This is a genomic window from Stenotrophomonas sp. STEN023, from assembly GCF_056760135.1.
Genome location: NZ_JBRREF010000074.1, coordinates 1 through 24204, shown reverse-complemented (window position 1 = coordinate 24204; position 24204 = coordinate 1). Strand labels below are relative to the sequence as shown.

The following is a 24204-nucleotide window of genomic DNA, read 5'->3' as shown; positions in this document are numbered from 1 at the left end:
TTTGGGTGTTCCGCGTTTTTTTGGGTGGTTTTGTGGGCGGGGGCTACCCGGTCGAAGCCGATATCAATGAACTGCAGGCAAGCCGGTGACCTGTTGGGGCACGGGCTTCGCGGCTCACGCCGCTCCCACAAAAAAATGGCAGGGCTAGAAACCCTTGCGTTTACGCAGGCGCCGGGCAATCGCCGCACGCACATACAACCCGTACGCCACGCCAAACAAAAAGCCGGCCACATGCGCCGACCAGGCCACCATGCCGAAGCTGGGGCCGATATAGGCGAACACCACCTGCAGAGCCGCCCACACGCCGATCAGCAGGAAGGCCGGTGCACGCACGAACTCCAGGAACAGGCCCAAGGGCAGAACGACGCCCAGCTTGGCGCGTGGGAACAGGGTCAGATAGGTGCCCATCAAGGCCGACACCGCGCCGCTGGCGCCGATGATGGTGCGTTCGGGCGAGCCGATCACGTACAGCGCCGCCAGGTTGGCGATGGCACCGCCAAACAGGAACAGCAGCAGCAAACGCCACGGCCCCAGCACCCGTTCTGCCGGCAGGCCGAAGATCAGCAGGAACACCAGATTGCCCAGCAGGTGCGACCAGTCGGCATGCAGGAACAGCGCGGTGAACAACCTTAATACGCTGCCATCACTCAGTGCCGCCCACCAATCGCGGCCGCTGCCCAGGCCTGTCGCCAGCGCACCCCAGTCCAGCCACAGCGAGCGGCGCGCCTCATCTGGCCTTGAGATCGACCACAGGAAGGCGGCCAGCAAGGTCAGGCACAGCAACGGCACTGCCCAGCGCAGGCCTGACTTATTTCTGGAAGGAATGGAGACGAACATGAGTCCGGAAGCCTAACCCGGGACCGCCCGTGAAGGGCTGGGAATATGTCTTTCGTCGTTATTGTTTAGTTAACCAGCGTGGGTGATACTGCATACGGCGTCGTATGTCGGGAGGGGACTCCGGCGCACTGTCAAGTAGCTCGCTACTTGGGAGTGCAGGCGCAAAAACGACCATTACCGTTTACGGAGAGAACTTCCACTATGACCGCTTCTGCTATTGCTCGCGTAACTGCCCTTGCTGTCGGTATTGCCGGCGCCCTGGCTTTCAGCCACGCCGATGCTGCTGCCTTCCAGCTGAAGGAAAACAGCGCCAAGGGCCTCGGCCGCGCTTTTGCTGGTTCCACCAGCGCATGGGGCGACGCTTCGGTCGTCGCCACCAACCCGGCCTCGATGCGCCTGCTCGACGGTCGCCAGTTCCAGGCTGACCTGAGCGCCATCAGCTTCTCCGCGGATTTCACCAAGGCCTCTGGCCGTAACTCCGGCCCGGGCGGCCCGGGTACCGGCACCGAGATCACCGGTGGCAACGGCGGCGACGCCGGCATGATCGCACCGGTCCCGGCTGCGTATTTCCACCTGCCGTTCGGTGAGAACGACAACATGCATTTCGGCCTGTCGCTGACTGCACCGTTCGGCTTCAAGACCGATTACGACAAGAACTGGGTGGGCCGCTACAGCGGCGTGACCACCGACCTGAAGGCCATCGACCTGGGCGCGGCGTTCTCTTACGACGTCAACCCGTATGTGTCGTTCGGCGCCTCGGTGTTCGTTGAGCACCTGACCATCGAACTGTCCAACGCACTGGACATGGGCGCCGTGGTCAACGGTGCCGCCCAGCAGCGTGCCGCCGCCGCAGCTGCTGCCGCTGGTCGCACCCCGGCGCAGATTGCTGCCGCCGCTGCCGCTGCTGGTCAGCAGGCCGCTCTCGGTGGTTTCTCGCCGGGCAGTGCTGATGGCTTCGTCACCATCGAAGGCGACAACAATGCCGTCGGTTACGTGCTCGGCACCACCTTGAGCCCGACTGAAGACACCAACATCGCCTTCAGCTACCGCTCCAAGGTCGAGCACAAGATCACCGGCGGCAAGGCCAACTTCACCGTTCCGCAGAACGTCTCGGTTGCCCTCGGCCAGCCGGGCAGCGGCCTGTTCGTGGACACCTCGGGCAAGGCAACGGTGACCCTGCCGGCCTCGCTGTCGATGAGCGTGACCCACCGCGTCAACGATCGTTGGACCGTGATGGGCGACGTGTCGCGCACCGCATGGAAGACCGCGTTCGATGAAGTCACCGTCGACTTCGCCTCGAACCAGCCGGACTACACCCTCGGCTTCCACTACAACGACACCACCTTTGCCTCGATCGGTACCGAGTACAAGCTGTCCGACACCATCACCCTGCGTGGCGGTGTGGCCTATGACGAGTCGCCGACCAGCATCGAGCACCGCGACCCGCGCGTGCCGGACGTGACCCGCAAGTGGCTGTCGGTCGGCCTCGGCTGGACCCCGTCGGAGAAGACCGAGTTCAACTTCGGTTACACCCACCTGTTCACCAATGAGCCGAGCATCAACGTGACCTCGGCCACTGGCAACGTGCTCAAGGGCAAGTACGACGTGGGCGGCGACATCCTCGCTGCCTCGATCAACTACAAGTTCTGATCGAACCTGTAATTGATGCATGCAGAAAGCCCCGCGCAAGCGGGGCTTTTTGTTTGTGCGTTGTCTTGTGGGAGCGGCATCAGCCGCGAAGCTGGCATCAATGAAATCACCGATGCCGCTGCAATCAGATAGACCATCTGCTTCGCGGCTGACGCCGCTCCTACAAGGCTGTCGCACTACCGGGAAAGCCGCTGCCGAGCATGGCTCGGCACTACCGCCCCCTCCCTTTCGCGCAGCGAAGGGGAGGGTTGGGGAGGGGTAGTTTTTCGCAGGGAAAAATCCGTTTGACGCCGCTTCTACAATCATTGCGAGGCTGATGCATTGCCGGGAAAGCCGCTGCCGAGCATGGCTCGGCACTACAGCCCCCTCCCTTTCGCGCAGCGAAGGGGAGGGGTAGGTTTTGGCAGTGCAAAGAAAAACCCCGCTTGCGCGGGGTTTTTCCTGATCACGACACTACTGGGATCAATCGCCCAGGGTCAGCAGCGAGGCGTTGCCGCCGGCGGCGGTGGTGTTCACCGTTACCGTCTTCTCGGTGGCGAAGCGCAGCAGGTAGTGCGGGCCGCCGGCCTTGGGGCCGGTGCCGGACAGGCCCTGGCCGCCGAACGGCTGCACGCCGACCACCGCGCCGATCTGGTTGCGGTTGACGTAGACGTTGCCGACGTTGACGCGCGAAGCGATGCGATCAACGGTTTCGTCGATGCGTGAATGCACGCCCAGGGTCAGGCCGTAACCGGTGGCGTTGATCTGGTCGATCACCGCATCCAGCTGATCGGCCTTCCAGCGGATCACGTGCAGTACCGGCCCGAAGATCTCCTTGTGCAGCTGGTTCAGGTCCTTCAGCTCATACGCACGCGGGGCGAAGAAGGTGCCGTTTGCGGCGGCGTCGGACAACGGTGCAGCGGCGATCAGGCGTGCCTCGGCGTCCATGCGCACGGCATGATCCTTGAGGATCTGCAGGGCGTCGGCGTCGATGACCGGGCCGACGTCGGTGGACAGTTCACCCGGGTCGGCAACCTTCAGTTCGGCCATCGCGCCGGACAGCATGCCCATCACCTTGTCGGCGATGTCGTCCTGCACGAACAGCACGCGCGCTGCCGAGCAACGCTGGCCGGCGGAGGTGAAGGCCGAGCCGATGGCGTCCTTGACCAGCTGTTCCGGCAGCGCCGAGGAGTCGGCGATGAAGGCGTTCTGGCCACCGGTCTCGGCGATCAGCACGCCGATGGCGGCATCGCGTGCAGCCATCGCACGGTTGATGGCGCGGGCGGTCTCGGTGGAGCCGGTGAAGGCCACGCCAGCCACGCGCGGGTCGGCGGTCAGTGCGGCACCGACGGTGGCACCGTCGCCCGGCAGGAACTGCAGCACGCCTTCCGGCACGCCTGCGTCGAGCAGCAGCTTCACTGCGTAATAGCCGATCAGGTTGGTCTGCTCGGCCGGCTTGGCGATGACGCTGTTGCCGGCGGCCAGGGCGGCGGCCACCTGGCCGAGGAAGATCGCCAGCGGGAAGTTCCACGGGCTGATGCAGACGAAGACGCCACGGCCGTGCAGCTGCAGCTCGTTGCTTTCGCCGGTCGGGCTCGGCAGCTTTTCGGCGCTGCCGAACTGCTCGCGTGCCTGCTTGGCGTAGTAACGCAGGAAGTCGACCGCTTCGCGCACTTCGGCGACGCCGTCGGGCAGGCTCTTGCCGGCTTCCTTCACGCACAGCGCCATGAACTCGGCGATGCGCGCTTCCAGCTGATCGGCGGCGTGCTCGAGGATGGCGGCGCGGCTGGCAGCCGGGGTGCGGTTCCAGGCCGGCTGCGCGGCCACGGCATTGGCCAGCGCCTTCTGCACGGTGGCGGCATCGGCAGCCTGCCAGTGACCGACGACCTGGCGGTTGTCGGCCGGGTTGACCACCGGCTGCGACGGCGTGCCCGCGGCCACGCCCTGCACCAGCGGCGTCGCCTGCCAAGGCTTGATGGCGGCGTTGAGCTGCTCGGCCAGGGCGCGCAGTTCGTTGTCGTTGGCGAGGTTGATGCCCATGGAGTTGGTCCTGTCGTGGTTCTGGCTGCGCAGCAAATCAACCGGCAGCGGGATCTTGGGGTGCGCGATGTTGGATGGAGAGACGGAGGCGAACGAAGACACGGCTTCGACCGGATCGCGGATCAGGTCGTCGATGGATACGTCTTCATCGGTGATGCGGTTGACGAAGCTGGAGTTGGCGCCGTTTTCCAGCAGGCGACGTACCAGGTAAGGCAGCAGGTCTTCGTGCGAGCCAACCGGTGCGTACACGCGGCAGGGCACGTTCAAGCGGTCAGCCGGAATCACTTCGGCATACAGGTCGTCGCCCATGCCGTGCAGCTTCTGGTGCTCGTACACGCCGCCCTTGGCGATCTGCTTGATCGTGGCGATGGTGGCCGCGTTGTGGGTGGCGAACATCGGGTAGATCGCATCGGCATGGCCAAACAGACGCTTGGCGCAGGCGATGTAGGACACGTCGGTGTTCTGCTTGCGGGTGAACACCGGGTAGGCGGGCAGGCCTTCGATCTGCGCGCGCTTGATTTCCGCATCCCAGTACGCGCCCTTGACCAGGCGCACCTGCAGCTTGTGACCGATGCGGCGGGCCAGGTCGGCGAGGTAATCGATCGTGTACGGCGTGCGCTTCTGGTAGGACTGCACGACGATGCCGAAGCCTGCCCAGCCCTTCAGTGACGGATGGCTGACCACGCGCTCGATGATGTCCAGCGACAGTTCCAGGCGATCGGTTTCCTCGGCGTCGACGGTGCAGCCGATGCCGTAGGACTTGGCCAGCTGCGCCAGTTCCAGCACGCCCGGGACAAGGTCATTCAATACGCGCTCGCGCTTGGCATGTTCGTAGCGCGGGTACAGTGCCGACAGCTTGATCGAGATGCCGTGCGACTTGGTCACGTCACCATCGGCCTTGCCGCCGCGGGCGATGTTGTCGCTGCCGATGGCGTGGATGGCGCGGCGGTAGTCTTCCAGATAACGCAGCGCGTCCTTCATGGTCAGCGCGCCTTCGCCGAGCATGTCGAAGGAGTAGCGGTAGTTGCTGTTGTCGCCCTTGTGCGAACGCGACAGCGCTTCGTCGATGGTGCGGCCCATGACGAACTGGTGGCCCATGATCTTCATCGCCTGACGCACGGCCAGACGGATCACCGGCTCGCCAACGCGGCCGATCAGACGCTTGAAGGCACCATGCACGTCGCGCTTGGTGGCATCGGCCAGATCAACCAGGTGACCGGTCAGCATCAGGCCCCAGGTGGAGGCATTGACCAGCACCGAATCGGACTGGCCCATATGGCGCTTCCAGTCGGCTTCGCCCAGCTTGTCGCGGATCAGCTTGTCGGCGGTTTCCTGGTCCGGAATGCGCAGCAGGGCTTCGGCCACGCACATCAGCAGCACGCCTTCCTCGCTGCCGAGGTCGTACTGGCGCATGAAGGCTTCGATCGCGCCCTGGTTCTTGGAACGGGCGCGCACACGGCGCACCAGGTCGGCGGCGGTGGCCTGTACCTGTGCCTGTTCGGCGGTCGGCAGGCGGGCCTGCTCCAGCAGTTCGAGGACGTGGCTGGCTTCGTCCTTGAGCCATGCATCGGTGATGGCCTGGCGCAGCGCAGGCGGCGCGGGCGGCAGCTCGGGCGTCAGCAGCGGCGGGGCCGGCGACGTTGGGGAGGCGACATCAGGAGAAGGTGTTGCGTTCATGCGCTCGGCCACAGTTGGATTCGGCCATTTTAATCTTCGGCGGCGGATTTCCTAGTCCTTTGTGGGTGTCTGTTTGCAGCGCAAAAGCACTGGCATGTATGCGCTTTCGCAATAATTAACAGATCAATTTCAATTGTGCTGATTCCGGCAAATAAATCGACGTGCTTGGGCGATATCGGTGCAGATTTGATGTGCACTGCAGCATTCTCGACGTTGATGAATGGAAGCTTGCCGGGCGTGCGTGGGCAGGGCTACCATCGAACTCGATTTCCGCGGAATGGACGCGGCTGTGATGATCCAGGTGCTTCGGCAAGATTCCGATGGCTCAGGGACGCAGCTGCTACTGCACCCCCCACGGGCACTCAGTGCTCGGCAGTTCGTCCAGTTGTTTGCAGCGTTGGCAGGATTGATGGTGTTCGCGGCCGGCCTGGCTTGGCTGTCCGGCAACCGCCTGGCCCCTGTCTTCGCGTTGTTGCATGGCTTGCTGGTGGCAGCTGCACTGCGCGCATGTTGGCGCAGCAGCAACCGCCGGGAAGAGATCCGGGTAGGACCGGACTGCGTGGAAGTGATTCCCGCAGCCGGAGTTTCGCCGGTATTCCGCGCACACCCGTATTGGGTGCGGGTGGTGACCGGGAAGGAACGGGTCCTGCTGGTTTCCAGCGGCAAGTGGGTGGAAGTGGGGAGTTTCCTCGCGCCCGTGGAACGTCGGGAACTTGCGGTGACACTTGAAGGCTTGCTCGCGGCCAGCAATGGCAGCAACCGATGACGTCAAGGGTCTAGGCAATGAAGCAAAGCAGCGTGTGGGGCGCGAAGTTGAAACACGGTTTGGCAGCGGCAGCGATGATGCTGTCGGCGCAGGCAGCATGGGCGCAATCGGCCGATCCCAAGGAATGGCAGCTCAATATGGGCAAGGGCGTCACCCATACCTCGCGTATGGCGTGGGACGCACATATGGTGGCCTTGTGGGTGTGTACCGTCATCGGCGTGCTGGTGTTCGGCGCGATGGCCTACGCCATGTTCAAGTTCCGCAGGTCCAAGGGTGCGGTGGCCAAGCAGTTCAGCCACAACACCAAGGCGGAGATCATCTGGACCGTCATTCCCATCATCATCCTGGTGGTGATGGCCTGGCCGGCCACGGCCAAGCTGATCGCCATGTACGACACCCGCGATTCCGAGATGACGGTGAAGATCACCGGTTATCAGTGGATGTGGAAGTACGAATACCTCGGTGAAGACGTGGTCTTCACCAGCCGCCTGGACCGCAAGTCCGATGAAGTGCGGCAGAGCGGCAGCGTGCCGACCATGGCCAGCGATCCGCACTACCTGTTGGACGTGGACAACCCGCTGGTGCTGCCGGTCGATACCAAGGTCCGTTTCGTCATCACCTCCGACGACGTGATCCACGCCTGGTGGGTGCCAGCACTTGGTTGGAAGCAGGACGCCGTGCCGGGCTTCATCAACGAGCGCTGGACCAACATCGAAACCGAAGGCGTGTACCGCGGCCAATGCGCGGAACTGTGCGGCAAGGACCATGGCTTCATGCCGATCGTGGTCAAGGCCGTGTCCAAGGACGAGTTCAAGTCCTGGCTGGCCTCGCGCAAGCCGGCGCCTGCCGCACCTGCGGAAGCTGCGCCCGCACCTGCCGCCGAACCGGCACCCGCCGCGGCGCCCGAAGCAACGCAACCGGAAGCCACCCCCGCCGCACCAGCGGCGGCCGCTGCCTGATACCACTGCGTGCCGGTGCCACCGGCGCGATGCCTGAAAACGCATAACGAGGTGTAGTTGCAATGGCGAATACCGCAGTGGACCACTCCGATCACCACGGTCACCAACAGGGCTTCTTCGAGCGCTGGTTCTTCTCCACCAATCACAAGGACATCGGCACGCTGTACCTGCTTTTCAGCTTCACGATGTTTATCATCGGTGCGGCGATGAGCGTGGTGATCCGCTTGGAGCTGGCGCAACCCGGCCTGCAATTCGTCAAGCCCGAGTTCTTCAACCAGATGACCACCGTGCATGCACTGGTGATGATCTTCGGTGGCGTGATGCCGGCCTTCGTCGGCCTCGCCAACTGGATGATCCCGCTGCAGATCGGCGCGCCCGACATGGCCCTGCCGCGCATGAACAACTGGTCGTTCTGGTTGCTGCCGGTGGCCTTCGGCATGCTGCTGGTGACCTTGTTCCTGCCCGGTGGTGCGCCGGCCGGTGGCTGGACGCTGTATCCGCCGCTGTCGCTGCAGGGTGGCTACAACGTCGCCTTCAGCGTGTTCGCCATCCACGTGGCCGGTGTCAGCTCGATCATGGGTGCGATCAACATCATCGCCACCGTGCTCAACATGCGTGCACCGGGTATCGACCTGCTGAAGATGCCGATCTTCTGCTGGACCTGGCTGATCACCGCCTTCCTGCTGATCGCGGTGATGCCGGTACTGGCTGGCGCGGTGACCATGCTGCTGACCGACAAGTTCTTCGGCACCAGCTTCTTCAATGCCGCCGGTGGCGGTGACCCGGTGATGTTCCAGCACATCTTCTGGTTCTTCGGTCACCCCGAGGTCTACATCATGATCCTGCCGGCGTTCGGCGTGGTCAGCGAGATCCTGCCGACCTTCAGCCGCAAGCCGCTGTTCGGTTACCAGGCGATGGTCTATGCGACTGCCGCCATCGCCTTCCTGTCGTTCATCGTGTGGGCGCACCACATGTTCACGGTGGGCATGCCGTTGGGTGGCGAGATCTACTTCATGTTCGCCACGATGCTGATCTCGATCCCGACCGGGGTGAAGGTGTTCAACTGGGTCAGCACGATGTGGGAGGGCTCGCTGACGTTCGAAACGCCCATGCTGTTCTCCATCGCCTTCGTCATCCTGTTCACCATCGGCGGTTTCTCCGGCCTGATGCTGGCCATCGTGCCGGCCGACTACCAGTACCACGACACTTATTTCGTGGTGGCGCACTTCCACTACGTGCTGGTGACCGGCGCGGTGTTGGCGCTGATTGCTGCGGTCTACTACTGGTGGCCGAAGTGGACCGGCCGCATGTACAACGAGTTCTGGGGCAAGTTCCATTTCTGGTGGACGATGGTGTTCGTCAACCTGCTGTTCTTCCCGCAGCACTTCCTCGGCCTGGCCGGCATGCCGCGGCGCATCCCGGATTACAACCCGGTGTTCGCCGACTGGAACCTGATCAGCTCGATTGGTGCGTTCGGCATGTTCGCCACCCCGTTCATGATGGCGGCGATCCTGCTGTCCTCGTTGCGCAACGGCAAGCGTGCCGAAGCGCGTGCCTGGGAGAGCGCCAAGGGCCTGGAGTGGACCATTCCGTCGCCGGCGCCTGCGCACACCTTTACCGTGCCGCCGGTGATCAAGCCGGGCGATCTGGCGCATGACGACGTGACCCATTGAGGAGGCCGGCAATGAGCAGCAACGACCATTTCCAGGCTGAAGAGTTGGCCCTGCGCAGGCGCCGTTCGCGGCGCACCGCGCTGGTGGTTGGCCTGATCGCGGTGGCGGTCTACGTCGGCTTCATCCTGTCCGGGGTGCTGGCGAGTTGACCGCGCCGGCGCCCGCACCCAAGCCCAATGCCGGTCTTGGCCGGCTGATCGGCGTGGCGTTGGCGGTGTTCGTGCTGACCTTCTCGCTGGTGCCGCTGTACCGCATCGCCTGCGAAAAAGTATTCGGCGTGCGCCTGGAGCGCGGCGCCACCACGCACGAAGCCAATGCACATGCGACCACCGGCAAGCGCACCGTGCGGGTGGAGTTCGATGGCGGCGTCAATTCCAAGTTGCCGTGGGCCTTCCATCCGGAAAAGCTGACGATGGACGTGGTGCCGGGCGAGTTGAACGAAGCCCTGTATTACGCCCGCAACGACAGCGACCGCGCGCTGGTTGGCAGCGCGGTGCCGTCAGTAGCACCGGCGCGTGCCTCGGGCTACTTCAACAAGACCGAGTGTTTCTGCTTCACCGCGCAGACCCTGCAGGCCGGTGAGAAACGCGACATGCCGGTACGTTTCATCGTCGACCCGGACCTGCCGGCCGACGTCAACACGATCACCCTGTCCTACACCTTCTACAAGAATGATGCGCTGACCGAACAGCTGGCCCCGGCAACTGCCGCGGCCGCTGCGCATGCAGCTCCCTGATCACGGACCCGGAAGCAACGCCATGGCCCATAACACCCCTGATCCCAACGTCTACTTCGTGCCAAGCAGCAGCAAATGGCCGTTTGTAGGATCGATCGCGATGCTGGTGATGATGGTCGGGGTAGCCAGTTGGCTCAACGACGCCAGCTGGGGCCGCGCGGCCTTCTTCATCGGCGTGGCGATGATGGTGTTCACCCTGTTCCTGTGGTTCGGTGACGTCATCCGCGAATCGGAGGGCGGCAACTACAACCGGCAGGTGGATGGCTCGTTCCGGATGGGGATGATCTGGTTCATCTTCTCCGAGGTGATGTTCTTTGCCGCCTTCTTCGGCGCGCTGTTCTACACCCGCAACATGGGCCTGCCCTGGCTCGGTGGTGAAGGCCATGGCGTACTCACCAACGAATACCTGTGGGATGGTTACTCGGCTGCGTGGCCGACCAACGGCCCGGCTGATATCGGTGGCGCCTTCCAGACCATTCCGGCCTGGGGCCTGCCGCTGCTCAATACGTTGATCCTGTTGACCTCGGGCGTGACCCTGACCATCGCCCATCACGCGCTGAAGGCAGGCAACCGCAAGCAGCTGCTGATCTGGCTGGGTGCGACGGTGCTGCTGGGCTGCGTGTTCCTGTTCTTCCAGGCCGAGGAATACATCCACGCCTACAAGGAATTGAACCTGACGCTGGGTTCGGGCATCTACGGTTCCACCTTCTTCATGCTGACCGGCTTCCATGGCGCGCATGTGCTGCTGGGCACGATCATGCTGATCGTGATGTGGTTCCGTGCGGCCAAGGGCCACTTCACCCGTGACAACCACTTTGGTTTTGAAGCGGCCGCGTGGTACTGGCACTTCGTCGACGTGGTGTGGTTGATGCTGTTCCTGTTTGTCTACGTGCTGTAACAAGCGTCGGCAGCCGCGCTGCAATGCAGTGCGGCTGCTGCGATGTTCAACCGCCCACACCATGCGGCTTGATCCAGCCCATGTAGATGCTCAGGGCAACCAGCAGGATCAGCACCACTGACAGCGCGATACGCCGTGTCAACGCATTGACCGTCCGTTTGGTCTGGCCGCGATCGATCATCAGGTAATAGAGGCCGGCACCAAGATTCCAGACGATGACGATCAAGAACGCGATTACCAGCAAGGTCTTCAACGAATCATTCATGCGTGGCTCGAAGGGTGGAAGGGCAGTGCTATATCACCCGCTTGGCGGCAGCTTGTCATGACGCGACAGCACACAGCGATTTTGGGCTGGCTGGTGGCGGTGCTGGTGGCTGCGTTGTTCTGCGCGCTGGGTGCCTGGCAGCTGCAGCGCATGCAGCAGAAAGAGGCCTTGCTTGCGCAGTTGCCGCCGACCCGCGCGGCCGCCGTGTCGCTTGCCCAGGCCGCATCCACGCCGGACTCCTTGCATTGGGTAGAGGACCAGCTGCAGTTCCTGCCCGGCAGCGTGCTGCTGGACAACCAGCTGCGCGAAGGCCGCGCAGGCATCAAGGTCTACCAGCCTGCGCGCGCTGCCAACGGTGTGGTGGTGCTGGTGGACCTCGGTTGGCTGCCGCTCCCCGCCGACCGCAGCTTGCCGCTGATCCGCGTCGAGCAGGGCACACACACTCTGCAGGGCCTGTGGGCGCCTGCGCCGGCAACCGGTATCGCCTTGGGCCCTGCATTGACCGCTGCCACGCAGCCTAAGACCTGGCTGGCGACGCGGATGGATCTGCCGGCCATTGCTGCGCAGCTTGGGTTGGGCGGCGCCGCGCTGGCGCCGAAGGTGCTGCGACTGGATCCGGCCTTGCCGCTCGGCTATGCACGAGATCTGGACCTGCTGCCGAATACCTTGCCGCCTTCGCGGCATCTTGGGTATGCGGTGCAGTGGTTCGCAATGGCCTTGGCGGTGTTGCTGATTGCGTTGGTGTTGCAGTTCAAGAAGCGGCGGAAGGCGGGAGTTGGAATTGTTGGTTAGGTTGGAGCAAGGGCAATGGCTAAGCAGAAGCCACGGCCAAAGCACCCCTCCCCAACCCTCCCCTTGGCTACGCCAAAGGGAGGGGGCAGATTGCCTCGCCGTCGCTCCTGCCTTTGCCGTTGAATTTCCCCCTCCCTTTCACCGAAGGTGAAGGGGAGGGCCGGGGAGGGGTGCTTTCTGCCTTTGCTTCAGCTCTTGCTTCTGTTTCTGTTCCTGCTCTTGCTCCAGCTTTCGCACCCAGCCACTCCCCATCGCCAGCTCGAAAAGACCCCGACCATGAACGCACTCACCCCCGATCAGCTCGCCACCCGCAACCGCGGCCGTCGGGTACTGCTGCTGATCTTCGCCATGTTCTTCGGTTCGATGGCGCTGGCTGGCATCCTGCGTTTCTCCGGCTGGACGCCGCAGATCAACCGCCACCACGGCGAGCTGTTGCAGCCAGCGCTGGACCTGCGCAGCGAGCAGCTGCACCTGGCCGACGGTCAGGCCTACGACTGGAACCCCGGCGAGCGCCATTGGCACATCCTGCTGGCACCGCCAGCTGACTGTGCGCCGGCCTGCGTCACTTTGTCGCAGCAATTGGACAAGGTGTGGCAGTTGTTCGGGCATAACGCGGATAATGTCGAGATATTGTGGCTGGGTACGCCGCCCGAACAGGTGGCTGCGACGCCGGCACTGAAGGTGCTGCAGCCCCAGCCTGCGTTCCGGGGCAAGCTGCCGGGGGTTGATGACCCGGCCGGCACTCCGGTGTATGTGATTGATCCCAATGGCTTTGTGGTATTCCGTTATGCGCCGGGTTTTGAGCCGGGTGGATTGCGGGCTGATCTATCCAAGCTGTTGAAACTGATGTGAGTTCCGTTCGATGAATGCCACTGCGCGTCCGGCGCTGTACCGCAATTTCCACCGTCTGGCGTGGTTCGCACTGATCATGACGGCGAGCACGATCATGTTCGGCTCGTTCGTGCGCCTGTCCGATGCCGGCCTGAGCTGCCCGGATTGGCCCACCTGCTATGGCCGCGTCACCTGGCCGCAGACGCAGATGGAGGCCGCCCAGCACGTGGCCAGCGAGATCCGCCCGCTGGAAACCCACAAGGCCTGGCGCGAGCAGGTACACCGTTTCCTGGCCGGCCTGCTCGGCGTTGAAGTGCTGACCCTGGCATTGCTGGCGGCACGCCGGCGCAAGCGCGGCATCGCCCAGATCATCACCGCCTCGGCGCTGGTGGCCTTGGCAATTCCCTTGTATATGCGCGGCGAACACGTGGCCTCCAGCGTGCTCGCCATCGGTGGCGAAGCAATCCTGCTGCTGGCGGCGCTGCGCTGGTCCAACATCGATCTGGCGCGCGCTGCCGTGCTGACCTTGGCGGTGGTCGTGTTCCAGGCCCTGCTGGGCATGTGGACGGTCACCTGGCTGCTCAAACCCATCGTGGTGATGGGCCATCTGCTCGGCGGCATGCTGATGTTCGGCATGCTGGTGTGGATGGCGTGGAAGGCCACGCATCTGCCGATCACCCTGGCCGAGGAACCTCGCCTGCGCTGGTGGCTGCGCGGAGCGGTGGCACTGGTGGTGCTGCAGATCGCGCTTGGTGGCTGGGTCAGTGCCAACTATGCGGCGCTGGCCTGTGGCGGCGGCAGTGCCTCGCTGGACAACTTCCCGCGCTGCGTCAGCCAATGGTGGCCGCAGCAGAACTACACGGAAGGTTTCACCCTGTGGCGTGGCATCGGCGTGGATTACGAAGGCGGCGTACTCGATGGCGCCTCGCGTATCGCCATCCAGATGGCGCACCGGATGTTCGCGGTACTGGTAGCGCTGTATCTGCTGGTGCTGTCGGTACGCATGTTCCGCCTGCCCGGCATGCGCGGTTGGGCAAGCATGCTGATCGGATTGGTGCTGTTGCAGGTCACGCTGGGCGTGCTCAACGTCAAGCTGGCGTTGCCGCTGGTGGTGGCGGTGATGCACAGCGGTGGTGCGGTCGCCCTGTTGTTTGTATTGGTCACGCTGCTGGCGCGGCTGCGCGCCCCGGAGTGAATGATGCGTACAACATGGCGTGATTACTGGGACCTGACCAAGCCGAAGGTGGTGGCACTGATTGTGTTCACCGCCCTGGTCGGCATGTGCCTGGCCATTCCCGGCCTGCCGACCACCGCGCAGGTGGTGACGGGGCTGCTCGGTTTCCTCGGTATCTGGCTGTCGGCCTCGGCCGCGGCGGCAATCAACCAGCTGCTGGATGCGCGCATCGACGCGCAGATGGCGCGTACCTCGTGGCGGCCCCTGGTGGTCGGCAAGGTCTCGCCGCGGCAGGTGCTGGTGTTCGCCGGCGCGCTGACCGCGCTGTCGATGACCATCCTGGTGCTGTGGGTGAACGTGATCACCGCAGTGCTGACCTTCGCTTCGTTGATTGGCTATGCGGTGATCTACACCGTCTACCTGAAGCGCGCGACCTCGCAGAACATCGTCATCGGTGGCCTGGCGGGTGCAACGCCGCCGCTGCTGGGCTGGGCGGCGATCACCGGCATGCAGGGCAGCTCGGATTGGGCCTACGCCTCGTTGCTGGTGCTGATCATCTTCATCTGGACCCCGCCGCACTTCTGGGCGCTGGCGATCTTCCGCCGCGTCGATTACGCCAAGGCCGAGATCCCGATGCTGCCGGTGACCCACGGCGTGCCGCATACCCGCAAGCAGATCCTGGCGTACTCGGTGGTGCTGGCGGTGGTGACGCTGCTGCCGGTGGCGATCGACATGAGCGGCATGTTCTACCTGGGCGGGGCAACGGTGTTGAACATCGTGTTCCTCTGGTACGCATGGAAGATGCAGAACCCGCCGGATGAGATGTTCAACATGAAGATGTTCGGCTATTCCATCGTCTACCTGATGGCGCTGTTCGCCTTCCTGCTGGTCGACCACTGGCTGCTGCCCTGGTTGTGATCCAGCAAAGAAAAGGCCGGCGAAAGCCGGCCTTCTTCATTCAAACAACAGCAATCGCGATTGTGGGAGCGACGTAAGTCGCGAAGCTGAGAATGCGCCTGACACCCACGAGTTCCGCAATCAAACATTCTGCGGTTGCAGATCCAGCTGCAACCGGCAGCACCAATAGCTTCGCGGTTTACACCGCTCCCACAACGATCAAGAGCCCGTCGTGTTGGCGTTCTGCTTCGCATACCGCTGCGCCACCATCGAGCAGACGATCAGCTGGATCTGGTGGTAGATCATGATCGGCAGCACGATCGCACCGAGGCTGCCGCCGGCAAACAAGACCTTGGCGATTGGCACGCCGGTGGCCAGGCTCTTCTTGGAGCCGCAGAACATGATGGTGATCTGGTCGGCGCGGTTGAAGCCCAGTCGCCGTGCCAGCCAGGTGATGCCGGGCATGGCAATCGCCAACAGCACCACTGCAACCAAGGCCGCAGCCAGCAAGGACAGCGGCGGCGTCTTGCTCCACAGGCCTTCGCTGACCGATTCGCCGAAGGCGGCATAGACCACCAGCAGCACCGTGCCCTGGTCGGTGTAACGCAGCAGGCCGCGGCGCTTTTCGATCCAGCCACCGATCCACGGCCGCAGCAGATGGCCAAGTACGAATGGCACAAGCAGCTGCAGCATGATCGCGCCGACCGCATGCAGTGGGTTGGCCATGCCGCCCTGCGATCCGGCCAGTACCGTCATGAGCAGCGGGGTCAGGAACACGCCGAGAATGCTCGACAGCGAGGCCGCACATACCGCTGCCGGTACATTGCCGCCGGCAATCGAGGTGAAGGCAATCGAGGACTGCACGGTCGAGGGCAGGGCGCACAGGAACAGCACGCCGATGTAGAGCTCCGGCGTCAACGCCCAGCCAGCCAGCGGCTTCATCGCCAATCCCAATAGCGGGAACAGCACGAAGGTGCAGGCCAGGATGGTGATATGCAGGCGCCAGTGCAGCAGACCGGCGACGATGGATTCGCGCGGCAGGCGCGCGCCGTGCAGGAAGAACAGCGCGGCGATGGCGATATCGGTGAAGTGGTCGAAGCCCTTGGCGGCGGCGCCAGTGAGCGGCAGCACGCTGGCCAGGGCAACGGTGGCGAGCAGGGCGAGGGTGAAGTTGTCCGGTCGCAGTCGCGACCACCAGCGTGTCATGTCGGTAATGCCTCGATCAGGGTATGGGGGTTTCCAAAGCCGCGCGTGCAGCGGGCTCGAGTGAGCTCATGCCAGCGTCACGGCCGAACGTGAGTGCATCGTCCACCGCTGCGCCATTGATGTGTGCCTCGATCAACGACAGCAGTGCACCTGCGCGATTGGAGGAGGCGCAATGCAACAGGGTCTTGCCACTGTCCTGCTTGAGCAGGCGATCCAGCGTGCGTGCATTGGCTTCGGTGATGTCGCCGGCACCGGCAATGGGCAGGCGCACATAGCGCAGGCCGAGCTGCTCGGCCAAGGCAGCTTCGTCGTAGCCGCGATCTTCATCGGGCCGGCGCAGATCAATGACGGTGGTGACGCCATTGGCGGCAGCATCGCGCAGCTGCTGCGCGCTGGGCTGGCCGGCGGTGATCAGGTCCGGGCGCGGCTGGCGCAGCGTTGCATCGCCAGCGAAGGCGTTGGCGGCGAGCAACAGTGAGAGGAGCAGTGACAGGCGATAGATGTACATGCAGTGCTCCCTTGCAGAGGTCAGAGGCGCAGGCTGGCGCGGGCCTTGAGCAGCTCGCGCAGTTCGTATTTGTCGGTGTCGTCCAGGCCTTGCTGGCGCTGCTTGGCCTGCAGTTCGTCCAGACGCTGGGTCAGTAGTTGCTTTTCCAACTGCATCACCGCGTCCTGCAGTTCCTGCGACCACAGCGCTTCATCGCCGGGCAGTTCCTGCGCGGCCAGCTTGTGCAGCGCGGCCTGTTCTTCGCGGTCGTTGAAGTGTTCGAGCAGGGCGCCGGTGCTGATGTCCGGGCGCTGCTGCACCAGTGCCATCAACTCAACCAGCAACTCGATGCCGGGCAGGCGCAGGCCGCCGATGGCGTGATGGCCTTCCAGTGCCATCACCAGCGAGGGTTGCTGTAGAAGAATCGCGATGGCCGCGCGCACCAGGCTGCGCTTCTGCGCCGGCACCGCGTTGTTGCGCATCGGCGGGCGCGCTGCCGGCGCGGCGGCTGTCGCGGTGCTGCCGATACCGGTCAGGCGCGCCAGCTCCTGCTTCATCAGGTCGCCAAAAGCACCATCGGGAATCTGTGCCAGCATTGGCTTTGCGCGTTCGGCCAGGCGTGCTTTGCCGTCCAGCGTGCCGAGGTTGATCTCGCGGCTGAGCTCGTCGAAGAAGAACTGCGACAGCGGCGTGCCCTGCTTGAGTCGCGCATCGAAAGCATCGGCACCTTCCTTGCGCACGATGGTGTCCGGGTCCTCGCCATCGGGCAGGAACAGGAAGAAGGCCTGGCGGCCATCCTTCATGCGCGGCAGCACCGACTCCAGTGCGCGCCAGCCGGCACGGCGACCGGCGGCATCACCGTCGAAGCAGAAGTACACATCCGGCGCGTTGCGGAACAGCAGCTCGGCATGATCGGGCGTGGTCGCCGTGCCCAGCGTCGCCACCGCCTGGGTGACGCCGAACTGGAACAGGCTGACCACGTCCATATAGCCTTCAACCACGATCAGCCGTTCGATCTTCTGGTTGGCCTGGCGCACCTGCCACAGGCCGTACAGTTCGCGGCCCTTGTGGAACAGCGCGGTTTCCGGCGAGTTGAGGTACTTGGGGCCGTCGTCCTTTTCCATCACGCGGCCGCCGAAGGCGATGACGCGGCCGCGGCGGTCGAAGATCGGGAACATCACCCGGTCGCGGAACTTGTCGTAGACGTGGCCGCGGTCGTTCTTGGAGAACAGGCCGACGCGCTCGAGCAGCTTCATGCGCCGCTCGTCCTTGCCCAGTGCGTCCTTCAGTGCGCTATAGCCATCCGGCGCATAGCCGATGGAGAAGCGCGCGCGGGTGTCAGCATCCACGCCGCGACCATCGAGGTAGGCGCTGGCCTTGTCGTTGCCTTCCAGCTGCTTCTGGAAGAAGCGGGTGGCGGCATCCAGCGCCGAGTACTGGTCGCGGCTGTCGTCCTGCTGCTGCGGTGTGCGTGCGTTGGTTTCGCGTGGGATTTCCATGCCCACGCGTTTGGCAAGTTCATCCACCGCATCAAGGAACTCGAGGCGGTCGTAATTCATCAGGAAGCTGATCGCGGTGCCATGCGCGCCACAACCGAAGCAGTGATAGAACTGTTTGGTGGGCGAGACCGTGAACGAGGCCGAGCGCTCGTCATGGAACGGGCAGCGCGACGCGTACTCCTTGCCCTGGCGCTTGAGCGGCACACGTGAGCCCACCACTTCGACGATGTCGGTGCGGGCCAGCAGGTCGTCAATGAACGCGTCGGGAAGTCGGGCCATGCGGCAAATCGATAGCGCCGCCGGTTGGCGGGGCGCGGTGAAAGGGGGGAAGGGGAGTGTACTAGGCTGGGCTGGTGCTGGCGGGGTGTTGGGCTTGATGGTTTTCAGTCAGAGGCGCAGAGCCACCCCTCCCCGGCCCTCCCCTTCGCTGCGCGAAAGGGAGGGAGTGGCTTTTGTCCCCTCCCTTTGCCGCAGGCAAGGGGAGGGCCGGGGAGGGGTGGCTTTTGCACTTGCCGTCAGTCCAAAGCCCCAACATCAACTTCCGCAGCCTCCACCTTCCGCCGCGCATACGCCCGCTCATCAATCACCGCGGTAATCAGCGCGCCAGCAAAGAACACCACACTGGCGTAGTAGATCCATACCAGCATGATCACCAGCGTACCCATCGAGCCGTAGGCGCTGCCTGGCGCGGCGTTGGCGATGTACAGGCCAATCGCATAGCGGCCGAGGGTGAACAGTACCGCGGTGATGGCGCCACCGAGGAAGGCCTGGCGCCAGGCCACCGGCCGGTCCGGCAGGTAGTGGTAGAGGAAGGCGAAGCCCAGTGCATACAGTGCCAGTGTGGTCGTGTAGCCCAATGCCGGTAGTGCCGACGGCAGATGCGAGAAGATCACCTGCAGGGCGGTGGTGGCGACCATCGACACGATCAGCAGGAAGCCCAGTGCCAGCACCACGCCGGCGGAGAACACCCGCTTCTTCAGCCAGCCGAAGATGCCTTCGAAACGCTTGGAGTCGGTACGGAAGATCAGGTTCAGTGCCGCCTGCAGCTGGGCAAATACCACGGTGGCACCGACAAACAGCAGGATCAGGCTCCAGATGCCGGCAAGCGAGCCCAGATCCGGCTGTGCGCTGGCATTGGTGATCACCGTGCGTGCCACCTCGGCGACGCTGGGGCCGGCCAGCGAGCCAATTTGCTCGATAAGTGTCTGTTGCGCTGGTGGGTACAGTGAGGCGGTCAGCCACAGCAGCAGGACCAGCAGCGGCGCCAGCGACAGCAAGGTGTAGAAGGCCAGCGATGCGGCCTGGGTCATCACGTCGGCTTCGACGAAGCGGCGGGCCAGGGCAGCCGGCAGGCTTTGCTGGAGCAGCTCCAGCCGGGATTTGAACGAATGCAGGGTGGGGCGGGTTACGGGCATCAGATGGATCGCGTGAAGGCAGAGGTCTGTTCTAGCAAAGCTGGGCTTCGGGGCGGGTGAATAGGTACCTGTAGTGCCGAGCCATGCTCGGCAGGGGCCTTCCCGGCAATGCACAACAGATGTGGGAGCGGCGTAAGCCGCGAAGCCACGGGGCCCTCAGGTTGCGGACCGAGCGGTGATTCCAGCACTGCCAGCTTCGCGGCTGACGCCGCTCCCACTAAAAGCAGAAGGGCAGAAACAACAAGGCCCGCACTTGGCGGGCCTTGTCGCACAAGCTCGGCAGCTGGGATCAGCCGGCCAGGGCCTGCTTGACCAGCTTGGACACCAGGCCCATGTCGGCCTGGCCAGCCAGCTTGGGCTTGAGCACGCCCATCAGCTTGCCGATGTCGGCAGCGCTGCTGGCGCCGGTCTCGGCCTTGGCAGCGTCAATTGCGGCCTGGATCTCGGCTTCGCCCATCTTGGCCGGGACATAGCGCTCGATCACGACGATCTCCTCGCGCTCGATCACAGCCAGGTCTTCACGGTTGGCGGCTTCGAACTGGGTGACCGAGTCCTTGCGCTGCTTGACCATCTTGTCCAGCACGGCAATCACGTCGGTGTCGGTCAGCTCGATGCGCTCGTCCACTTCGCGCTGCTTGATGGCGGCATTGATCAGGCGGATCACGCCCAGCGAGTGCTTGTCGCCGCTCTTCATGGCGGCCTTCATGTCTTCGGTCAGCTGTTGCTTCAGGCTCATGGAGCACCTCTTTGGGTCGGGAATATTGGGAAGAGACGTCAGCATTGCTGGCGTCTGGAACGCAAAAAGCCGGCTACGCTTGCGCGTGCCGGCTTTCACCCCAGTACGGAAGGCCGGAGCCCGCCGTTCAGGAGTTGCGTACGATCAGTACAGGCGCTGACGCTTGGTGACGTCGCGCGAGGAACGACGCAGCTGGCGCTTCACGGCTGCAGCAGCCTTGCGCTTGCGTTCCTGGGTCGGCTTTTCGTAAAACTCGCGCTTGCGGGTTTCGGCCAGCACGCCGGCCTTTTCGCAAGTGCGCTTGAAGCGGCGAAGAGCAAACTCAAAGGGCTCGTTCTCGCGGACTTTAACGCTGGGCATGGAATCTCCGGGGACTCTGTAGAAAAACCGGGACACACCCGGTGAGCCGCGCATTATAGTCCCTTTGCGCAGACGTGCAACCCCCGCGATTTGGCGGGGGCGTCAGAGAGGTCCACAATACGCCTTATGAAAGTCCTTGGCATTGAATCATCCTGCGATGAGACGGGCGTAGCCGTCTACGACACCTCACTCTCCGGGGCGGCCGCGCTGCGTGCGCATGCCGTCTACAGCCAGATCGCGCTGCACGCCGAATACGGCGGCGTGGTGCCGGAGCTGGCCAGCCGCGACCATGTACGCAAAACCCTGCCGCTGATCCGGCAGACCCTGGACGAGGCCGGCATCGCCATCTCCGAGATCGAGGGCGTGGCCTATACCGCCGGCCCCGGCCTGGTCGGGGCGCTGCTGGTCGGTGCCGGTGTGGCCCGCTCGTTGGCCTGGGGCCTGGATGTGCCGGCCATCGGCGTACACCATATGGAAGGCCACCTGTTGGCGCCGCTGATGGAGGATGACCCGCCGGAAGCGCCGTTTGTGGCCTTGCTGGTCTCCGGTGGCCACACCCAGCTGATAGCGGTGGACGCCATCGGTAAATACCGCCTGCTGGGCGAGACATTAGATGATGCCGCCGGTGAGGCCTTCGACAAGACCGCCAAGATGATGGGCCTGCCGTACCCGGGTGGTCCGCAGCTGGCCAAGCTGGCCGAGATCGGCACCCCGGGGCGCTACAAGTTCACCCGGCCGATGACTGACCGGCCAGGTCTGGATTTCAGTTTCTCCGGCTTGAAGACGCAGGTGCTGATGGCCTGGCGCGACAGCGACCAGACCGAGCAGACCCGCGCCGACATCGCCCGTGGCTTTGAAGACGCGGTGGTCGACACGCTGGTGATCAAGTGCGGCCGCGCGCTGGATGCGGCCGGCTGCGACGTATTGGTGGTGGCCGGCGGCGTCGGCGCCAACAAGCGCCTGCGCGCCAAGCTGCAGGACGATGCCCAGCGCCGCGGCGGCAGGGTCTGCTTCCCGCGTCCGGCACTGTGCACCGACAACGGCGCGATGATCGCCTTCGCCGGCGCCCTGCGCCTGCAGGCCGGCCAGCACGGCCCGGCCGAGATCAAGGTGACGCCGCGCTGGGACATGGCGTTGTTGCCGCCCTTGCAGGGCTGACAAGCAGGCCTGCCGTGCGCGTCCACGGCAGGCTCAGTCTGCTGCCGTTACCATGTCGTATTCATCCAATACGACAGATGCAATGGACAAGGTATTCATCGAAGGGCTCGAAATCGACGCCCTGATCGGCATCTACGACTGGGAACGGCGCATCCGCCAGACCCTGGTGTTCGATCTTGAAATGGGCTTCGACAACCGCAAGCCCGCCGCCAGCGACGACATCGTCGACACGCTGAATTACAAGGCGGTCAGCAAGCGCCTGATGGAATTCGTGCGCGCCTCCGATTTTGGCCTGGTGGAAACGCTGGCCGAGCGCTGCGCGCAGATCGTGCTGGACGAATTCAACGTGCAATGGCTGCGGCTGAAGCTGAGCAAGCCCGGCGCGGTGCGCGGCGCGCGCGCGGTTGGCGTGATCATCGAGCGTAGCCGCACTGACGTCTGAGCCTGTTGTGATCCGGTCGCGCGCACTGCGGTGCGCGGCCTGAGCTATGCCTGTCCGATCAAGCAATGCGCTTGGGCAGGTTGTTTCTGCAGTACGAGTAAAGGGAGAAGTGCACGATGGCGGTAATGGGAATTCGTTGGTTGGATCAGCTGGATAACATGCTGGCGCCGTACCCGATGGCCTATCCGGCGGTGGTGCTGGCGGGATTGCTGCTGGTGGCATGGCTGGCCAACTTCGTCACCAAGCGCATCCTGCTGCGTGGCCTGCGTTCGATGATCGAACGTTTCTCCGGTCCCAACCACAACGCCAAGCAGCCGCTGCGGGTGATCGCGCGGCTGTCCAACATCGTGCCGTCGGTGGTGCTTGCCGCAGGCTTGAGCATCGTGCCGGAACTGCCGCCGGGCCTGGTCAATGGTTTGAAAGCGCTATGTCATGCGTGGACGGTGCTGACCATTGCGATGGCGGTGTCGCACGCACTGGATGCTTTCAACGATTTCTATGAGCGCCGCGCCGACGCGCGCAACAAGCCGATCAAGGGCTACCTGCAGGTCGTCAAAATCGTGGTGTTCGTGTTTGCCGGGCTGTCGATCGTGGCGATCCTGGTCGGCGTGGAGCTGCTGCATCTGGTCACCGGCCTGGGCGCGGCCACGGCGGTGTTCATGCTGATTTTCCAGGACACCATCCTGTCGCTGGTGGCCAGCGTGCAGATCAGCGGCGATGGCCGCGTGCGCATCGGCGACTGGATCGAGATGCCCAGCCAGAACGCTGATGGCGACGTGATCGACATCGCGCTGCACACGGTTACCGTGCAGAACTGGGACAAGACCGTCACCACCATTCCGACCAAGAAGCTGGTCACCGAGTCGTTCAAAAACTGGCGCGGCATGCAGGAATCAGGCGGACGCCGGATCAAGCGTTCGATCTACCTGGATCAGCACAGCGTGCGTTTCCTCGATGCGAGTGGGCTGGAGCGGCTGGGTCAGATCGCGCTGCTGGATGATTATCTGGCGGGCAAGCAGCAGGAGCTGCAGCAGTGGAATGCGCAGGTGGCACAGGCGCACCCGGAACCGGTCAACGCGCGCCGGCTGACCAATCTGGGCACCTTCCGCGCCTATGTGGAGCTGTATCTGCGGCACAACCCGGGCATCCATCAGGACATGACCATGCTGGTGCGGCAGATGGCGCCGACTCCGCAAGGCCTGCCGCTGGAGATCTACTGCTTCACCTCCTCGACCGCCTGGGCGAAGTACGAGGCCATCCAATCGGACATGTTCGACCACCTGCTGGCGATGCTGCCGGAGTTCGGTTTGCATGTGTTCCAGGAATCCAGCGACGCCATGCTGATGACTGTCCGCGAGCAGCGGGAGCACTGACTGTAGTGCCGAGCCATGCTCGGCAGGGGCTTTCCCAGCGAAACGCTGCCCTCACCCCCACCCCCGCTCCGCGCCCCGGCCCTTGCGCTGGCGCAAGGTCGTTCGAATGGCTGCGAACCTTTGGTTCGCAAGCAGCCCTTCTCACCCCGCAAGCGGGAGAGGGGCTTTGAGCAGGAGCTGGGCTCTGTAGTGCCGAGCCATGCTCGGCAGGGGCTTTCCCAGCGAAACGCTGCCCTCACCCCAACCCCCGCTCCGCGCCCCGGCCCTTGCGCTGGCGCAAGGTCGTTCGAATGGCTGCGAACCTTTGGTTCGCAAGCAGCCCTTCTCACCCCGCAAGCGGGAGAGGGGCTTTGA

23 protein-coding genes are annotated in these 24204 nt (G+C 64.0%); 14 read left to right on the top strand and 9 right to left on the bottom strand.

Translation table 11 applies throughout. The annotated features are described in order from the left end of the window. Nucleotides 1–144: 144 nt before the first annotated feature. Entirely contained in the window at nt 145–837 is a 693-nt protein-coding gene (locus ACVOLV_RS17450; protein WP_303748534.1) for a rhomboid family intramembrane serine protease, read from the bottom strand. Nucleotides 838–1038: 201 nt separating this feature from the next. Here ACVOLV_RS17450 and ACVOLV_RS17445 point away from each other — a divergent pair, with 201 nt between their 5' ends. Continuing rightward, a complete protein-coding gene (locus ACVOLV_RS17445) occupies nt 1039–2487 on the top strand; it encodes an outer membrane protein transport protein (RefSeq protein ID WP_481555451.1) in 1449 nt (482 codons plus the stop codon). 462 nt (nt 2488–2949) lie between these two features. Here ACVOLV_RS17445 and putA read toward each other — a convergent pair whose 3' ends face one another. Further along, on the bottom strand, nt 2950–6183 hold the full coding sequence (gene putA, locus ACVOLV_RS17440) for a bifunctional proline dehydrogenase/L-glutamate gamma-semialdehyde dehydrogenase PutA (RefSeq protein WP_481555450.1): 3234 nt from the start codon (nt 6181–6183) through the stop codon (nt 2950–2952). 292 nt (nt 6184–6475) lie between these two features. On the opposite strand from putA, the gene ACVOLV_RS17435 reads away from it, so the two are divergent. From ACVOLV_RS17435 to ACVOLV_RS17410, 6 genes are all read left to right on the top strand, one after another. Next, nucleotides 6476–6949, top strand: a complete 474-nt coding sequence (locus ACVOLV_RS17435; RefSeq protein WP_481555449.1) for a DUF2244 domain-containing protein — start codon at nt 6476–6478, stop codon at nt 6947–6949. A 17-nt stretch (nt 6950–6966) separates the two neighbouring features. Then, the gene (coxB, locus tag ACVOLV_RS17430; RefSeq protein ID WP_481555448.1) at nt 6967–7908 is read left to right on the top strand and encodes a cytochrome c oxidase subunit II; all 942 of its coding nucleotides are present in this window, start codon (nt 6967–6969) and stop codon (nt 7906–7908) included. A gap of 62 nt (nt 7909–7970) precedes the next feature. Further along, the gene (gene ctaD, locus ACVOLV_RS17425) at nt 7971–9581 is read left to right on the top strand and encodes a cytochrome c oxidase subunit I (protein ID WP_282268140.1); all 1611 of its coding nucleotides are present in this window, start codon (nt 7971–7973) and stop codon (nt 9579–9581) included. A gap of 11 nt (nt 9582–9592) precedes the next feature. Beyond that, complete coding sequence (locus tag ACVOLV_RS17420) at nt 9593–9730, top strand: hypothetical protein (RefSeq protein ID WP_282268142.1); 138 nt, start codon at nt 9593–9595, stop codon at nt 9728–9730. Further along, nucleotides 9727–10317 (top strand): cytochrome c oxidase assembly protein, encoded by a 591-nt coding sequence (locus tag ACVOLV_RS17415; protein ID WP_481555447.1) that lies wholly within the window; start codon nt 9727–9729, stop codon nt 10315–10317. Before ACVOLV_RS17420 ends, ACVOLV_RS17415 begins: the two co-directional genes overlap by 4 nt. 22 nt (nt 10318–10339) lie before the next feature. Next, nucleotides 10340–11215 carry a cytochrome c oxidase subunit 3 gene (locus tag ACVOLV_RS17410; RefSeq protein ID WP_282268145.1) on the top strand — a complete coding sequence of 292 codons (876 nt, stop codon included), beginning with the start codon at nt 10340–10342 and terminating at the stop codon, nt 11213–11215. A 46-nt stretch (nt 11216–11261) separates the two neighbouring features. Here ACVOLV_RS17410 and ACVOLV_RS17405 read toward each other — a convergent pair whose 3' ends face one another. Then, a complete protein-coding gene (locus ACVOLV_RS17405; RefSeq protein ID WP_282268147.1) occupies nt 11262–11480 on the bottom strand; it encodes a twin transmembrane helix small protein in 219 nt (72 codons plus the stop codon). A 57-nt stretch (nt 11481–11537) separates the two neighbouring features. Between ACVOLV_RS17405 and ACVOLV_RS17400 the strand changes: the two genes are divergently transcribed. The 4 genes from ACVOLV_RS17400 (at nt 11538) to cyoE (ending at nt 15195) form a co-directional block, all read left to right on the top strand. Next, the gene (locus tag ACVOLV_RS17400) at nt 11538–12272 is read left to right on the top strand and encodes an SURF1 family protein (protein ID WP_481555446.1); all 735 of its coding nucleotides are present in this window, start codon (nt 11538–11540) and stop codon (nt 12270–12272) included. A gap of 276 nt (nt 12273–12548) precedes the next feature. Next, a complete protein-coding gene (locus ACVOLV_RS17395; RefSeq protein ID WP_481555445.1) occupies nt 12549–13124 on the top strand; it encodes a hypothetical protein in 576 nt (191 codons plus the stop codon). Between the two features lie 10 nt (nt 13125–13134). Then, entirely contained in the window at nt 13135–14298 is a 1164-nt protein-coding gene (locus tag ACVOLV_RS17390) for a COX15/CtaA family protein (protein ID WP_481555444.1), read from the top strand. A 3-nt stretch (nt 14299–14301) separates the two neighbouring features. After that, on the top strand, nt 14302–15195 hold the full coding sequence (gene cyoE / locus ACVOLV_RS17385; RefSeq protein WP_296253347.1) for a heme o synthase: 894 nt from the start codon (nt 14302–14304) through the stop codon (nt 15193–15195). A 198-nt stretch (nt 15196–15393) separates the two neighbouring features. Here cyoE and ACVOLV_RS17380 read toward each other — a convergent pair whose 3' ends face one another. The 6 genes from ACVOLV_RS17380 to rpsU all read right to left on the bottom strand — a co-directional run bounded on the left by ACVOLV_RS17380 (nt 15394) and on the right by rpsU (nt 20877). Continuing rightward, entirely contained in the window at nt 15394–16380 is a 987-nt protein-coding gene (locus ACVOLV_RS17380) for a bile acid:sodium symporter family protein (RefSeq protein ID WP_481555443.1), read from the bottom strand. Nucleotides 16381–16396: 16 nt separating this feature from the next. Then, on the bottom strand, nt 16397–16888 hold the full coding sequence (locus ACVOLV_RS17375; protein WP_481555442.1) for a protein tyrosine phosphatase family protein: 492 nt from the start codon (nt 16886–16888) through the stop codon (nt 16397–16399). Between the two features lie 20 nt (nt 16889–16908). Further along, nucleotides 16909–18645, bottom strand: coding sequence for a DNA primase (gene dnaG / locus ACVOLV_RS17370; protein WP_481555441.1), 1737 nt, complete (start codon nt 18643–18645; stop codon nt 16909–16911). 236 nt (nt 18646–18881) lie between these two features. After that, nucleotides 18882–19781 carry a YihY/virulence factor BrkB family protein gene (locus ACVOLV_RS17365; protein WP_481555440.1) on the bottom strand — a complete coding sequence of 300 codons (900 nt, stop codon included), beginning with the start codon at nt 19779–19781 and terminating at the stop codon, nt 18882–18884. A gap of 289 nt (nt 19782–20070) precedes the next feature. Beyond that, nucleotides 20071–20517: a GatB/YqeY domain-containing protein gene (locus ACVOLV_RS17360; protein WP_481555439.1), complete on the bottom strand. Its 447-nt coding sequence runs from the start codon at nt 20515–20517 to the stop codon at nt 20071–20073. 144 nt (nt 20518–20661) lie between these two features. Further along, a complete protein-coding gene (gene rpsU / locus ACVOLV_RS17355; protein WP_002808376.1) occupies nt 20662–20877 on the bottom strand; it encodes a 30S ribosomal protein S21 in 216 nt (71 codons plus the stop codon). Nucleotides 20878–21003: 126 nt separating this feature from the next. Here rpsU and tsaD point away from each other — a divergent pair, with 126 nt between their 5' ends. From tsaD to ACVOLV_RS17340, 3 genes are all read left to right on the top strand, one after another. Continuing rightward, on the top strand, nt 21004–22035 hold the full coding sequence (gene tsaD, locus ACVOLV_RS17350; protein ID WP_296246838.1) for a tRNA (adenosine(37)-N6)-threonylcarbamoyltransferase complex transferase subunit TsaD: 1032 nt from the start codon (nt 21004–21006) through the stop codon (nt 22033–22035). An 82-nt stretch (nt 22036–22117) separates the two neighbouring features. Then, nucleotides 22118–22477, top strand: a complete 360-nt coding sequence (folB, locus tag ACVOLV_RS17345) for a dihydroneopterin aldolase (RefSeq protein WP_282272609.1) — start codon at nt 22118–22120, stop codon at nt 22475–22477. 116 nt (nt 22478–22593) lie between these two features. Next, entirely contained in the window at nt 22594–23850 is a 1257-nt protein-coding gene (locus ACVOLV_RS17340; RefSeq protein WP_481555438.1) for a mechanosensitive ion channel family protein, read from the top strand. The last annotated feature ends 354 nt before the right edge of the window (nt 23851–24204 follow it).